The sequence below is a fragment of the Pseudomonas sp. LBUM1643 genome, from assembly GCF_059716215.1.
Genome location: NZ_CP166813.1, coordinates 749822 through 765330 on the forward strand (window position 1 = coordinate 749822; position 15509 = coordinate 765330).

9 protein-coding genes and 1 rRNA gene are annotated in these 15509 nt (G+C 60.2%); 9 read left to right on the forward strand and 1 reads right to left on the reverse strand.

Annotation, left to right across the window (positions count from 1 at the left end):
• Positions 1-3: 3 nt before the first annotated feature.
• The 7 genes from rrf to yfiB all read left to right on the forward strand — a co-directional run bounded on the left by rrf (position 4) and on the right by yfiB (position 11977).
• Positions 4-119: ribosomal RNA gene (rrf, locus tag ACA063_RS03265) — 5S ribosomal RNA — on the forward strand.
• A 157-nt stretch (positions 120-276) separates the two neighbouring features.
• Positions 277-3729: an exodeoxyribonuclease V subunit gamma gene (gene recC, locus ACA063_RS03270; protein ID WP_497664771.1), complete on the forward strand. Its 3453-nt coding sequence runs from the start codon at positions 277-279 to the stop codon at positions 3727-3729.
• On the forward strand, positions 3726-7415 hold the full coding sequence (gene recB, locus ACA063_RS03275) for an exodeoxyribonuclease V subunit beta (protein WP_497664772.1): 3690 nt from the start codon (positions 3726-3728) through the stop codon (positions 7413-7415). Before recC ends, recB begins: the two co-directional genes overlap by 4 nt.
• Entirely contained in the window at positions 7412-9526 is a 2115-nt protein-coding gene (gene recD, locus ACA063_RS03280; RefSeq protein ID WP_497664773.1) for an exodeoxyribonuclease V subunit alpha, read from the forward strand. The genes recB and recD overlap by 4 nt, the downstream gene beginning before the upstream one ends.
• A 101-nt stretch (positions 9527-9627) precedes the next feature.
• A complete protein-coding gene (gene yfiR, locus ACA063_RS03285) occupies positions 9628-10203 on the forward strand; it encodes a regulatory sequestration protein YfiR (RefSeq protein ID WP_497664774.1) in 576 nt (191 codons plus the stop codon).
• Positions 10200-11468 (forward strand): diguanylate cyclase DgcN/YfiN, encoded by a 1269-nt coding sequence (gene dgcN / locus ACA063_RS03290; protein WP_497664775.1) that lies wholly within the window; start codon positions 10200-10202, stop codon positions 11466-11468. Before yfiR ends, dgcN begins: the two co-directional genes overlap by 4 nt.
• A gap of 14 nt (positions 11469-11482) precedes the next feature.
• Positions 11483-11977: an outer membrane lipoprotein YfiB gene (gene yfiB / locus ACA063_RS03295; RefSeq protein ID WP_497664776.1), complete on the forward strand. Its 495-nt coding sequence runs from the start codon at positions 11483-11485 to the stop codon at positions 11975-11977.
• Here yfiB and ACA063_RS03300 read toward each other — a convergent pair.
• A complete protein-coding gene (locus tag ACA063_RS03300; protein WP_497666466.1) occupies positions 11974-12921 on the reverse strand; it encodes a LysR family transcriptional regulator in 948 nt (315 codons plus the stop codon). The two genes, yfiB and ACA063_RS03300, sit on opposite strands and share 4 nt — an antisense overlap.
• Positions 12922-13070: 149 nt before the next feature.
• Between ACA063_RS03300 and ACA063_RS03305 the strand changes: the two genes are divergently transcribed.
• Together ACA063_RS03305 and mmsB are read left to right on the forward strand one after the other, a co-directional pair.
• Positions 13071-14597: a CoA-acylating methylmalonate-semialdehyde dehydrogenase gene (locus ACA063_RS03305; protein ID WP_497664777.1), complete on the forward strand. Its 1527-nt coding sequence runs from the start codon at positions 13071-13073 to the stop codon at positions 14595-14597.
• Between the two features lie 10 nt (positions 14598-14607).
• Positions 14608-15495 carry a 3-hydroxyisobutyrate dehydrogenase gene (mmsB, locus tag ACA063_RS03310; RefSeq protein ID WP_162437852.1) on the forward strand — a complete coding sequence of 296 codons (888 nt, stop codon included), beginning with the start codon at positions 14608-14610 and terminating at the stop codon, positions 15493-15495.
• Positions 15496-15509: the final 14 nt, after the last annotated feature.

The following is a 15509-nucleotide window of genomic DNA, read 5'->3' on the forward strand; positions in this document are numbered from 1 at the left end:
TTTCTTGACGACCATAGAGCGTTGGAACCACCTGATCCCATCCCGAACTCAGCAGTGAAACGATGCATCGCCGATGGTAGTGTGGGGTTTCCCCATGTGAGAGTAGGTCATCGTCAAGATTAAATTCCGAAACCCCTGTTTGCTAACGCGAACAGGGGTTTTGTTTTGCCCGCAGGAAAGTGGCTGCAGCATCACCTTATAGCCTCCAAGCTGTCACCGCCTCCCGACAATGCTAAGGTCTGCCCCTAGCATTTGTATTTTTCCAAGGAAGCCTTTATGCCGGACGCGACGTCCCTCAATGCTGGTTTTATGGTGGTTCATGGGAACCGCCTGGACGAGTTGCGCAGCTTGGTTGTGAGCTGGATGCGCCGTTACCCGTTGGCTCCCTTGGAAAACGAAATAGCCCTGGTACAAAGCAACGGCATCGCCCAATGGCTGAAGCTGGCACTTGCTGAAGACCCTGAAGAAGATGACATGGGTGGTTGCGGGATTGCCGCTGCCATTGACGTGCAGCTCCCCGGCAGCTTTATGTGGCAGCTCTACCGCATGGTCCTTGGGCGCGATGAAATTCCCGCCAAGTCCTTGCTTGATAAAGCCCCGCTGACCTGGCGGTTGATGCGTCTGCTTCCACAGGTGATCAATCAGCCACATTTCGAGCCCCTTCAACGCTTCCTGACCTATGACACCGACTTGCGCAAACGCTATCAACTGGCCGAGCGTTTGGCGGACCTGTTCGACCAATACCAGGTCTACCGGGCCGATTGGCTTGAAGATTGGGCAGAGGGCCGTCACCAGCTGCGAAATGTCAGGGGCGAAGCCAAACCGCTGGTCCCTGCCAACTGTTGGCAAGCAGAGTTGTGGCGCGCACTGTTGCTCGATGTGGGTGAGCAAGGCATGGCGCAGAGCCGGGCAGGCGTCCACCAACGGTTTATTGAGCGCATCAACAGCCTCGAAGCAGCGCCCCTCGGATTACCTTCACGGGTGATCGTTTTCGGGATTTCCTCGCTTCCGGCCCAAGCCCTGGAAGCACTCGCCGGACTGGCTCGCTTCAGCCAGGTTCTGCTGTGCGTCCATAATCCATGTCGTCATCATTGGGCAGACATCGTCGCCGATAAAGACCTCTTGCGGCACCAATACAAACGTCAGGCTCGTAAAAGTGGCATGCCGGTTGTGCTCGATCCCCAGACACTCCATCAACACGCTCATCCGCTGCTGGCTGCGTGGGGCAAGCAGGGTCGTGACTACATCAACCTCCTCGACAGCTACGACGATCCCGGCAGTTATCGATCTGCATTCCGTGAAGGCCGGATTGACCTGTTTAGTGACATTCAACCCCTGAACATGCTCAATCAGTTGCAGGACGATATTCTCGAATTACGCCCTCTAAACGAAACGCGCGAGCGCTGGCCAGCTGTCGATCTTGATGATGACAAGTCGATCCGTTTTCACATTGCTCATAGCGCCCAGCGTGAAGTGGAAATCCTCCACGACCAATTGCTCGCACGCTTCAGTGCTGATCCCGATTTGAGACCGCGGGACGTCATCGTGATGGTGCCGGACATCGACAGCTACGCGCCGCATATCCGCGCCGTGTTTGCTCAACTTGATCATAAAGACCAGCGCTTCATCCCGTTCACGCTCGCAGACCAGGGACAGCGCGGCCGTGATCCGCTGCTGATCGCTGTCGAGCATCTGCTCAAACTCCCCGACAGCCGTTTCCCCGTCAGCGAAATTCTTGATCTGCTCGACGTTCCCGCGCTACGCGCGCGATTCGGCGTTGAAGAGCGCGACTTGCCGACCCTGCATCGCTGGATCGAAGGCGCCGGTATCCGCTGGGGCATGAATGCCGAACAGAGAGCAGGCCTCGGTCTGCCCTCGGAACTGGAACAGAACAGCTGGCGTTTCGGCCTGCGACGTATGTTGCTCGGTTATGCCGTGGGAAGCGCCAGTGCCTATGAAACCATCGAGCCCTATGACGAAATTGGCGGACTGGACGCCGCGCTCATCGGTCCCTTGGTCGCACTGCTGGATGCGCTTGAAATCGCTCATCATGAACTCACCCAACCCGTCGCACCTCAGCAATGGGCTGTTCGTTTGCAAGCGCTGCTGCAACTGTTTTTCCAGGCCAGCAACGAGCATGACGACTACCTGCTGGGCCAGCTTGAAGAGTTGCGTGAAACCTGGCTGGAGACGTGTGAGTCCGTCGACCTGCATGACGAATTGCCGTTGACCGTCGTTCGTGAAGCCTGGCTGGCCGGTCTTGATCAAGGCCGTTTATCCCAGCGATTTTTGGCGGGTGCGGTCAATTTCTGCACGCTGATGCCCATGCGTGCGATCCCGTTCAAACTGGTCTGTCTGCTTGGAATGAATGACGGGGATTACCCGCGCGCCCAACCGCCCCTGGACTTCGACCTCATGGGCAGTGATTACCGCCCTGGCGATCGGTCCCGGCGCGAAGACGATCGCTATCTTCTTCTCGAGGCGCTGTTGTCGGCGCGTGATCAGCTCTATATCAGCTGGGTCGGCCGCAGCATTCGCGATAACAGCGAACGCCCCGCTTCGGTGCTGATTGGCCAACTGCGTGATCATCTTGCCAGTGGATGGCGACTGAAAGATGACCAGGAAAACCTGCTCGAGGCCTTGACCCAGGAACACCCGCTGCAACCCTTCAGCGCCCGTTACTTCCTGGAAGGCGATGAGCTATACAGCTACGCCAACGAATGGCAGGCGCTCCATCAAGTCCGTGAACAAGCGCCTGATGTCGAAGTGCTTGAAGCGTATTCATTGGAAGAACCGCTTAGCCTTGGCCAGCTGCAGGATTTCCTGCGAAATCCCGTGCGACATTTCTTCAGTCAGCGCCTGAAAGTATTCTTCGAAAGCGCCGAAGTGCCCTTGGCGGATGAAGAGCCGTTCGTGCTCGACGCTTTGCAGCGCTACAGCCTAAGCAGCAGTTTGCTCGATGCCGCGCTCAGCCAGCCCGATCAGTCTGATCAGACACTGGTGTCGCACGCTATTCGCCTGCAAAACAGTGGGCTGCTGCCGATGGCTGGCTTTGGCGAATACTTGCAACGAGAGCTGATCGAACCGCTGCCGGATCTGCTGCTGCGCTATCAGCAACTTCTGACGTTATGGCCAACCCCGCTCACCAGTGCGCTACCGGTCAATCTGGAGTTGCAAGGTCTGCGGCTGGAAGGTTGGCTCGGTGGTCTTCATCAGCGCGCAGACGGTGGGCTGCTTTCAGTCACCACCATTCCCAACAGCATCGGCGCGATCAAGTCGCGAAAATGGCATCGCCTGATACGGCCTTGGGTTAATCATCTGGTCGCCTGCGCCAGTGGCCTGCCGATGACCACCGCTCTGGTAGCCAGTGATGACAGCCTGCTACTCGCCCCCTTGGAGGCGACGCAAGCCGTGCGAATGCTGGAAGACCTGCTGCTCGCCTGGAAAAACGGTATGCGCCAACCTCTGCCGATTGCCGTAAAAACCGCCTTCGCCTGGCTCGGGCAAACCGATCCCGCAAAGGCTGACGCTGCCGCTCGAAAAGCCTATGAAGGTGACGGCCTGACGACAGATGGCGAGCGCCGTGAGAGCCCGGCGTTGGCTCGTCAGTTTGCCGACTACGACGCCTTGATCGGCGACGAGTCATTCCCCGGATGGTGCGAAGCGCTATATCGGCCGCTGCTGCAAGCTCCATGGCGATCATTGACCAGCGAGGAGGCTCGCTCATGAGCACAAAACCACCCCTCGCCCTGGCGTTCCCGTTGCGCGGCAGTCAACTGATCGAGGCCAGCGCCGGGACCGGAAAGACCTTCACTATTTCTGCCCTTTACCTGCGCCTGGTCCTTGGTCACGGTGGCGAGGCCAGCGGTTTCGGCCGCGAATTGCTGCCGCCGCAACTACTCGTGGTGACCTTTACCGACGCTGCCACCAAGGAGCTGCGCGAACGTATCCGTACGCGTCTGGCGGAAGCGGCAAGGTTTTTCCGTGACGAAATAACCGCTCCCGATGCGCTCATTGCCGAGCTTCGTGATGAGTACCCGGAACAACAGTGGGCTGGTTGTGCAAATCGTCTGGACATCGCCGCACAGTGGATGGACGAAGCGGCTGTCTCGACCATCCACAGCTGGTGCCAGCGGATGTTGCGCGAGCATGCCTTTGATAGTGGCAGCCTGTTTACCCAGACCCTGGAAACGGATCACAGCGATTTGCTCGGCGAAGTCCTGCGCGATTACTGGCGGCTGTTCTGCTATCCGATGCAGGGCGATGCATTGAGTTGGGTGCGCGGCAATTGGGGAGGACCAGCCGCCCTTCTGCCTCGATTAAGAGGTTTGTTCGCCAGCGAGCGAGAAAGCGCTGAAGGCAAGGAGCCTGCCGAGCTGATCATCGAGTGTTTGCAGGAACGTCGTGCTGCACTGCTCGAACTCAAGATGCCATGGCAACAATGGGCGGACGAGTTGCTCGCGATCTGTCACCAAGGCGTTGCAAGCAAGAGCGTCGACGGTCGCAAGATGCAGGCTCGTTACTTCGAGCCCTGGTTTGAAAAAATCAAAACGTGGGCCGAAGACGAACTGGCTGAACAGCTGGACATTGGCACCGGCTTCACGCGGCTGACGCCCGACGGTATGGCCGAAGCGTGGAAGGGCGAAGTGCCCCGTCACCCGGGGCTGGACGCCATGCCCGGTTTGAAGGCCAGCCTCGATGGATTGCCAACACCTGACGCTGCTGTGCTGCAACACGCCGCCCGTTGGGTCGGTGCACGGTTCGAGGAAGAAAAGCGTCGCCGGGCAGAGATGGGTTTCGACGACATGCTGCTGCGTCTGGATGCAGCCTTGCAAGCCGAAGGCGGCGAGCGTCTTGCCACGTTGATCCGCGAACAGTTTCCGGTGGCCTTGATCGACGAGTTTCAGGACACCGATCCGGTGCAGTATCGAATCTTCGAAACCATTTATCGCATCGAAGACAACAACCCTGAGTGCGGCCTGTTCCTGATCGGCGACCCGAAGCAGGCGATTTATGCTTTCCGGGGCGCCGACATTCATACCTATCTGCGCGCCCGCCAGGCCACGACTGGCCGCCTGCATACCCTGGGTACCAACTTCCGTTCCAGCCATGGCATGGTCGGCGCAGTGAATCACGTGTTCGAGCGTGCGGAGTCGCGCGCGACCGGGCGCGGCGCGTTCCTGTTCCGTGAAAAAGATGGCACGAATCCGGTGCCATTCCTGCCGGTTGAATCCCAGGGACGTAAAGAGACCCTGTTCGTCGATGGCCAGGTCGTCCCGGCCTTGAACATTTGGCACCTTCCTGCCGAACAACCATTGTCCGGTGCAGTTTACCGGCAGCATCTGGCCTCGGCTTGCGCGAGTCAGATCACTGCGTTGCTCAACGGCGGGCAGCAGGGACAGGCGGGTTTTGTCCAGGAAAGTAAAAACTTCAGAGGTCTGCTGCCCGCCGACATCGCAATCCTGGTGCGCGACGGCAAAGAAGCCCAGGCCGTGCGTGCTGAACTCTCGGCTCGTGGCGTGCGCAGCGTTTACCTGTCAGACAAGGACTCGGTGTTCGCCGCCCAGGAAGCGCACGACGTGTTGGCCTGGCTAAAGGCCTGTGCCGAACCGGACGTCGAGCGGCCACTGCGGGCCGCGCTGGCTTGCATCACCCTGAACCTGTCTCTGGCAGAACTCGAACGATTGAATCAGGATGAGTTGGCCTGGGAAGCGCGGGTCATGCAGTTTCGCGGTTATCGCGAGCTGTGGCGCAAACAAGGTGTGCTGCCGATGCTGCGTCGATTGCTGCACGACTTCGAATTGCCTCAGGCGTTGATCGCCCGCAGTGACGGCGAGCGGGTTTTGACCAATCTGCTGCACCTGTCGGAACTGTTGCAACAAGCCGCCGCCGAACTCGATGGCGAGCAGGCGCTTATCCGTCATTTATCCGAGCATCTGGCATTGTCCGGCCAAGCGGGGGAGGAACAGATCCTGCGCCTGGAAAGCGATGAACAGTTGGTCAAGGTTGTGACCATCCACAAATCCAAGGGCCTTGAATATCCCCTGGTGTTCCTGCCGTTCATTTGCTCGGCCAAACCGGTGGACGGCAGTCGTCTGCCGTTGCACTACCACGACGCCAACGGCAAGGCTCAGGTGACGTTGAAGCCTACCGCCGAATTGATTGCGCTGGCGGATGATGAGCGTCTGGCCGAAGACTTGCGGTTGCTCTACGTGGCGCTCACCCGGGCGCAACATGCTTGCTGGCTTGGCGTGACCGATCTCAAACGCGGCAATAACAACAGCTCGGTGCTGCACTTGTCGGCACTGGGTTATCTGCTGGGTGGCGGCGCTGTACTGGCCGAGTCCGCCGGCTTGAAACGCTGGCTGGAAGACCTTCAGCAAGATTGCCCGGCACTTCGTTACGCAGAAGTGCCCGAAGCCACTGCCGAGCATTATCATCCGCCGCGCAATGATGCACGCTTGCTCGCTCCGCTGATTCCCAAGCGTAAGGCCAGTGAAAACTGGTGGATTGCCTCCTACAGCGCCTTGCGCATCGGCGACAGCCTGAGCATCGGCACTGACGAAGCGCCCGAAAACCCGCAAGCGCAAAAACTCTTCGACGATGAACGCCTGGATCCGAACGCACCACGAGAAGTGGCGGCCGGTGGCGCGGACATCCATCGATTCCCCCGTGGTCCAGGCCCCGGCACCTTTCTCCATGGTTTGCTGGAATGGGCCGGTGACGAAGGTTTTTCTGTCAGCCCGCAAGCGGTCGAGGATGCGATTGGGCGCCGCTGCAATCGACGAGGCTGGGAAGGCTGGATCACCACGTTGAGCGACTGGCTGCAACACCTGCTCAAATCGCCGCTGCACCTTGGCGCCGGGCAAGCGCCGGTGGTGTTCGAGCGGTTGACGCAGTATCGCGTCGAGATGGAGTTCTGGTTTGCCAGTCATAAAGTCGACGTGCTTAAACTCGATGAACTGGTGCGCCAATACACCCACAACGGTGTTGCGCGGGTGGCGGCTGAACCGGTGATGCTCAACGGGATGTTCAAAGGGTTCATCGACCTGACGTTCGAACACGACGGTCGCTATTACGTGGCCGATTACAAGTCCAACTGGCTCGGCGTCGATGACACGGCCTACACCGATGCGGCCATGGAGCAGTCAATTCTCGACAACCGATATGACCTGCAATACGTGCTGTATCTGCTGGCCCTGCATCGCCAACTCAAGGCGCGGCTTGCCGATTACGACTACGACCGGCATGTCGGTGGTGCGTTGTACCTTTTCCTGCGCGGCACGCGTGCGTCCAGCCAAGGTGTATTTTTCGCACGACCGCCCCGTGAGCTGATTGAACGACTGGATCGTCTGTTCCAGGGCAAACCAGAGCCCAAGGCCGAGCCCGCTTGGGAACAGGGAGTATTGCTATGAGCCGCACCTTCGCCGATCTGCTGCCCACTTCACTGGCAGCAGACAGCCTCGCGGAACTTGATCCGCTTCGTCGTGCCGATGACTTGCTCCTGTTGCTCACGCGCTGGGTCGAACGTGGCTGGTTGCGCGCACTCGACAAAGCGTTTGTGGCCTTTCTGCATGAGCTGGCGCCCGCCGACGATCCCTTGGTGCTACTGGCTGCCGCGTTGACCAGCCACCAGTTGGGCCACGGTCATGTGTGCCTTGATTTGTTCGAAACCTTGAAAGAGCCGGATTTTGCCCTGTCGCTGCCGCCGGAAGGTGATCTGCAGGGCGGTGCGATGGTCTTGCCCTCGCAGTTGCTCGAGGCGCTGGACGGTGCGCATTGGTGCAAGGTGCTGGCTGCCAGTCAACTGGTCGCACTGGCGGCCGATGGTAGTAAAACGGCGCAGCAAAGACCTCTGGTGCTGTCGGGCAAACGCTTGTACCTGCGCCGTTACTGGGCTTATGAAAGACGCATCGACCAGTCGCTGCGCCAGCGTCTGGCCGAGCACGAAACAACGCCGAGCGATTTGTCCGAGCGTCTCACGGGGCTGTTCGGTCCCGCCAGGCCCAGTGACGTCATTGACTGGCAGAAGCTCGCCTGTGCGCTGGCCACTCGCAGCGCGTTCAGCATCGTCACCGGCGGTCCCGGAACCGGCAAGACCACCACGGTCGTGCGGTTGCTGGCATTGTTGCAGGCACCTGCGGTCGAGGCGGGAAAACCGCTGCGCATCCGTCTCGCCGCACCCACGGGCAAAGCCGCTGCACGGTTGACCGAGTCCATCAGCCAGCAGGTTCGTACCCTCAAAGTCAGCGAAGCCGTCAGGGAAAAAATCCCCTCGGACGTCACCACCGTGCACCGACTCCTGGGGAGCCGTCCCGGTACCCGGCACTTCCGTCACCACGCTGGCAACCGCTTGCCCCTGGATGTGTTGGTGGTGGATGAAGCGTCGATGATCGACCTGGAAATGATGGCCAATCTGCTCGATGCCATGCCAGACCATGCACGCCTGGTGCTGCTCGGCGACAAGGATCAACTGGCGTCGGTAGAGGCCGGTGCCGTGCTCGGCGATTTGTGCCGCGATGCAGAGGCCGGCTGGTACAGCCCGCAGACTCGTCAATGGCTGGAAGCGGTCAGTGGTGAAAGCCTGGAGGGCAGCGGCTTGCACGAAGACGCCCACGGTACTCACCCACTGGCCCAGCAGGTGGTGATGCTGCGCCACTCCCGACGGTTCGGCGAGGGCAGCGGCATCGGTCAATTGGCGCGCTGGGTCAATCAGCAACAGCCTGAAGAGGCGCGCAAGCTGTTGACGGCGCATAGCCATGACGACGTGTTCTCCCTGTCGCTCAAAGGTGAGCAGGACCGTGCACTGGAACGCCTGCTGCTCGAAGGCCATGGCGATGGTCCATTAGGTTATCGCCATTACCTGAGTCTTCTGCGCAACCAACGCCCGGCAGTTGGCCGGCCACTTGATGATCCGTGCTGGACCGAATGGGCTCGCCAGGTCCTGGAAGCCTTCGACGCATTCCAGTTGCTGTGTGCTGTGCGTAAAGGCCCTTGGGGCGTGGAGGGTTTGAATCAGCGAGTGACGTCAGCGCTGCTCAAGGCTCGACTGATCGACAGTGATCACCAATGGTACGAAGGCCGCCCCGTGCTGATGACGCGCAACGACTACGGTTTGGGGTTGATGAACGGCGACATCGGCATCGCCCTCAAGCTGCCGGAGCGTGACGGACCCGAAGCCGGAACACAGGTGTTGCGCGTGGCGTTCCCGCGCAATGACGGTCAGGGCGGTGTGCGATTCGTACTGCCGAGCCGGCTCAATGATGTCGAAACCGTTTACGCCATGACCGTGCACAAATCCCAAGGCTCGGAGTTCGCTCACACCGCGTTGATCTTGCCGGACGCCCTCAATCCCGTGCTCACCAAAGAGCTCATCTACACCGGGATCACCCGGGCCAAAAACTGGTTCACGTTGATCGAGCCCCGTACCGGCGTGTTCGAAGAAGCGGTTCGGCGCAAGGTCAAGCGCTTGAGCGGTTTGATGCTGGAGCTGGAAGAGGGGCCAACCCAAGCGCTTGACCTGTAACGGAATCTGTCCGATGTGGAGCAGCGCTTGGCCTCGCTGGCAACGGGGCACTGTGCTATCGTTGCGGCATCATTTCGCTACATCACGAGAATCCCCGCATCATGAAGCTGGCTGTCTGGACGACAGGACGCGTCGCTGTCTGCAAGCATCTGTTGCTCGCCGGGGTTCTCTGTTTCTTGGCCAATCTCGCTTTCGCACAGCCGCAAGCACCGGTAAGCATGGCAGATCAACGGGCCAGCGCCGTTACTCAAGTCGTGCTGGGCATCCTCAGCTACGCCCGCTGGCCGGTTGAACCTGCGCAACTGCGCCTGTGCATCGTAGGCCCCACCGAGTACACCGACGACCTGGTCAAGGGCACCACTCAAGCCACTGGCCGTCCCGTTGCCGTGCGCCGGTTACTGGCCGCCAACCCTTCCATCGCCACTGAATGCGATGCCGTCTACATCGGCAAACTGACCAACGACGAACGCAGTCGGCTGTTTGCTTCGCTGGCCGGGCTTGCGGTGTTGAGCATCAGCGAAGCCGACGATCCATGCACCGTTGGCAGTCTGTTCTGTCTGCGGGTTAGCGATGATCAGGTGTCTTTCGAGATCAACCTCGACTCCGTCGCGCGAAGCGGTGTACGCATTCACCCGAGCGTGCTGCAACTGTCGCGCCGCAAATCGGCGGCGTCATGAGCCTGTTTAAATCTGACACCCGTCCCACGTTGCGCTCGGTCATTGGCCGCGGTCATTTGGTTGTCGCGCTGGTGGCCCTGGCCATGGCCAGCGTCTCCCTGACCCTGCTCGGCGTATTGGCCTTGCGGGTCTATGCCGACCACAACCTGCACCTGATTGCACGCTCCATCAATTACACCGTGGAAGCTGCCGTCGTGTTCAACGACAAGGCCGCGGCCACCGAAGCCCTGGCGTTGATCGCGTCCACCGAAGAAGTCGCCGATGCTCAGGTAATTAACAATAAGGGCCAATTGCTGGCTCGCTGGCAGCGGCCGGAGAAGGGGCTCTTTTCCGAGCTGGAAGTACAGATCGCGAAGACCTTCCTGGAAAAACCGATCAGCATGCCGATCCTCCATCAAGGTCGGGAAGTCGGCAGCATCGAACTCACCGGTCATGGCGGCAGCTTGTTGCGGTTCCTGCTCAGCGGTCTGATGGGCATTATGTTGTGCACCGCAGTCAGTGCGTGGGTGGCGCTCTATCTCGCCCGCCGGCAACTGCGCGGGATCACCGGTCCATTGCGCAGCCTGGCGTCCGTGGCGCACGCCGCTCGCAGCGAACGTGCCTTCGGCCAGCGCGTCCCCCCGGCCGACATTGCCGAACTCGACGACCTGGGCAACGACTTCAATGCCTTGCTCGATGAACTCGAATCCTGGCAAACCCATTTGCAAAGCGAGAACGAAACCCTCGCCCATCAGGCCAGTCATGACAGCCTCACCGGATTACCCAACCGGGCCTTTTTCGAAGGTCGCTTGATGCGTGCACTGCGTAATGCCAGCAAGCTCAATGAGCGCGTCGCCGTACTGTTCCTCGACAGTGACCGGTTCAAGGAAATCAACGACAACTTCGGCCACGCCGCGGGCGATGCGGTGCTGGTGGCCGTCGCCAACCGGGTGCGTGCACAGCTACGCGAAGACGATCTGGTCGCGCGCCTGGGCGGTGACGAGTTTGCCGTTCTGCTGACGCCGTTGCACAAAACCGCAGACGCCGAAAGGATCGCCGACAATATCCTCGCCAGCATGGAAGAGCCGATCCTGATTTCGGGCGATTTCCACGTGTTGACGTCCCTCAGTATTGGCGTCGCCGTTTTCCCCGATCATGGCGTCTCGCCGGGTGCGCTACTGAATGCCGCCGATGCCGCCATGTATCAAGCCAAGCGCCTTTCCCGAGGCGCGCAACACACCGCAGAGTCGGAGCACTCTGCCGTCGATGTTCAAACCAGGAGCTGACCCCCGTGTTCTCAATGACCCAACGATCCCTTCGTTTTTTCACCTTTACGCTGTTCATGGCGGTATTGGCGTTGACCGGTTGCCAGACGGCACCCCAGAAAGGCCTGACACCTGCGCAGCTTGCGGTACTGAAACAACAAGGGTTCGAATTGACCGACGAAGGTTGGGCTTTTGGTCTGTCCGGCAAAGTACTGTTTGGCAGTGACGACGACAGCCTGAATCGCGCCAGCACCGACATCGTCGAGCGCATCGGCAAGGCGCTTCTAGGTGTCGGCATCAACCGGGTGCGAGTTGATGGCCACACCGACGCGTCGGGCAAAGAGGCCTATAACGAACAGCTTTCCGTGCGTCGCGCGAACAGCGTCGCCAAGGTCCTGAACACCGTCGGCATGAAAGAAGAAAACATTCAATTGCGCGGCTTGGGCAGCAGCATCCCGGTCGCCACCAACACCACCACCGCTGGCCGAACCGAGAACCGCCGCGTAGCGATCGTCGTGTCGGCGGACTAATCGGCGAACAACGTCTCCCGACTCTCACCCATCAACAAGCCCTGATTCTGCTCGGTCACCGCGCGGATGTAATCCCACAGCAGGGTGATCCGCTTGAGCTTGCGCAGGTCCTCCCGGCAGTACATCCAGAACTGCCGGGTGATGTTGATCTCTTCCGGCAACACCGGCAGTAATCGCGGGTCCTGGGCTGCGAGGAAGCACGGCAGGATCGCCAGCGACCGTCCTTGCTGCGCTGCCACGAACTGCGCGATCACGCTGGTGCTGCGCAGGTTGGCGCTGGCGCCAGGCAGCACGTTCGCCAGATACAACAGCTCCGAACTGAATGCCAGATCGTCCACATAACTGATGAACGCATGCTTGCTCAGGTCCGCCGGGCGGCGGATCGGTGGGTGTTTGTCGAGATAGTCCTGGGTCGCGTAAAGCTGCAATCGATAGTCGCAGAGTTTGCAGCACACATAAGGACCGTGCTCCGGTCGCTCCAGGGCGATGACGATGTCTGCTTCGCGCTTGGACAAGCTGATGAAGTGCGGCAGCGGCAGGATGTCCACCGAGATCGCCGGGTAGGCATCGACGAAGTGGCTGAGCTGCGGGGTAATGAAAAAGCTGCCGAACCCTTCGGTGCAACCCATGCGCACGTGACCGGACAACGCCACGCCCGACCCCGACACCTGCTCGCACGCCATGTGCAGGGTGCTTTCAATCGATTCGGCGTAACCCAGCAGGCGTTGGCCTTCCGCCGTCAGGACGAAACCGCTGGTCCGGGATTTTTCGAACAGCAACGTACCCAATGCCGATTCCAGCGAACTGATGCGCCGCGAGACAGTGGTGTAGTCCACCGCCAGGCGCTTGGCAGCGGTGCTGGCCTTGCGGGTGCGGGCGACCTCTAGGAAAAACTTGAGGTCATCCCAGTTCAGCGAACCTAAAGACGTGATGTTTTTTTGCATGATGGACCGGCTTTTATGTGCGTTCTTATTAGAAGTTTGCACATCTATACTCCAAAAACCGTCCGATCACCAATTCGCGACACACGCCTCATCGCAAGGCGACTTTCTCGCCTTGGCTCCCTGATAAAAACAAGTCCAGGAGACCCAACATGAACGCATCGCTCACGCCAAACGAAACCACCGTGCAGAAGGTCAAGCTGTTGATCAACGGCGAGTGGGTCGAATCCCAGACCACCGAATGGCACGACATCGTCAACCCGGCGACCCAGCAAGTGCTGGCCAAGGTTCCGTTTGCCACCGCCTCCGAAGTCGACGCCGCCATCGCTGCCGCTCATCGCGCCTTCCAGACCTGGAAGCTGACGCCGATCGGCGCACGCATGCGCATCATGCTCAAGCTCCAGGCTTTGATCCGCGAACACTCCAAGCGCATCGCCGTGGTGCTGAGCAGTGAACAGGGCAAAACCATCGCCGACGCTGAAGGCGATATCTTCCGCGGCCTGGAAGTGGTCGAACATGCCTGCTCCATTGGCACCCTGCAAATGGGCGAGTTCGCCGAAAACGTTGCCAGCGGCGTCGATACCTACACCTTGCGCCAGCCAATCGGCGTGTGCGCCGGCATCACCCCGTTCAACTTCCCTGCGATGATTCCGCTGTGGATGTTCCCGATGGCCATTGCCTGCGGCAACACCTTTGTCCTGAAACCTTCCGAGCAAGATCCACTGTCGACCATGCTCCTGGTAGAGCTGGCCCTCGAGGCCGGCGTTCCGGCGGGCGTCCTCAACGTCGTGCATGGCGGCAAGGACGTGGTGGATGCGCTGTGCACCCATCAGGATATCAAGGCTGTTTCCTTCGTCGGCTCGACGGCGGTGGGCACTCACGTCTACGACCTTGCCGGCAAACACGGCAAGCGCGTGCAATCGATGATGGGCGCGAAGAACCACGCGGTGGTACTGCCGGACGCCAATCGCGAGCAGACCCTCAACGCCCTGGTCGGTGCCGGTTTCGGCGCGGCCGGTCAACGTTGCATGGCGACCTCTGTGGTGGTGTTGGTCGGCGCGGCCAAGCAATGGCTGCCGGACCTCAAAGCACTGGCTCAGAAACTCACGGTGAATGCCGGCAGCGAGCCAGGCACTGATGTGGGGCCTGTGATTTCCAAGCGTGCCAAGGCGCGCATTCTTGATCTGATCGAAAGCGGGATCAAGGAAGGCGCCAAACTGGAACTGGACGGTCGTGACATCAGCGTCAAGGGATACGAGCAAGGCAACTTTGTCGGCCCGACCCTGTTCTCCGGTGTGACCACCGACATGCAGATCTACACCCAGGAAATCTTCGGCCCGGTGCTGGTGGTGCTGGAAGTCGACACCCTCGACCAGGCCATTGCGATGGTCAACGCCAACCCGTTCGGTAACGGCACGGGCCTGTTCACCCAAAGCGGTGCGGCGGCGCGTAAATTCCAGAACGAAATCGACGTTGGCCAGGTGGGTATCAACATCCCGATTCCAGTGCCGGTCCCGTTCTTCAGCTTCACCGGTTCGCGCGGTTCCAAACTCGGCGACCTCGGTCCGTATGGCAAGCAAGTGGTGCAGTTCTACACTCAGACCAAGACTGTCACCAGCCGCTGGTTCGATGACAACAGCGTCAACGACGGTGTGAACACCACCATCAACTTGCGTTAAGGAGCCGGACATGAAAATTGCTTTTATCGGTCTCGGCAACATGGGCGCGCCGATGGCGCGCAACCTGATCAAGGCCGGCCACTCGCTGAACCTGGTCGACCTGAACAAAACCGTGCTGGCTGAGCTGGAGCAACTGGGCGGCAGCATCAGCGCTTCGGCCCGTGAGGCCGCGCAAGGTGCAGAACTGGTGATCACCATGCTGCCGGCCGCTGTGCATGTGCGCAGCGTGTGGCTGGGTGAGGACGGCGTGTTGGCGGGGATCGCCAAAGGCGTGCCAGCGGTGGATTGCAGCACCATCGATCCGCAGACCGCGCGTGAAGTTGCCACCGCCGCAGCCAAGCAAGGCGTGGCGATGGCCGATGCGCCGGTGTCCGGCGGAACGGGTGGTGCGGCTGCCGGAACGTTGACCTTCATGGTCGGTGCCACACCTGAGCTGTTCGCCACCTTGCAACCGGTGCTGGCGCAAATGGGCCGCAACATCGTCCATTGCGGTGAAGTCGGCACCGGTCAGATCGCCAAGATCTGCAATAACCTGCTGCTCGGCATTTCCATGGTCGGCGTCAGCGAAGCCATGGCCCTGGGGGATGCGCTGGGTATCGACACGGGCGTCCTGGCCGGCATCATCAACAGCTCCACTGGGCGTTGCTGGAGTTCGGAGATGTACAACCCGTGGCCAGGCGTGGTCGAAACCGCACCCGCCTCACGCGGGTATACCGGCGGATTCGGTGCCGAATTGATGCTCAAGGATCTTGGGCTGGCCACTGAAGCGGCACGTCAGGCGCACCAACCGGTGGTACTCGGCGCGGTGGCCCAGCAGTTGTATCAGGCGATGAGCCTGCGCGGGGAAGGTGGCCAGGACTTCTCGGCGATCATCAACAGCTATCGCAAGCCGCAATAAGGCAGCCGCTGTTT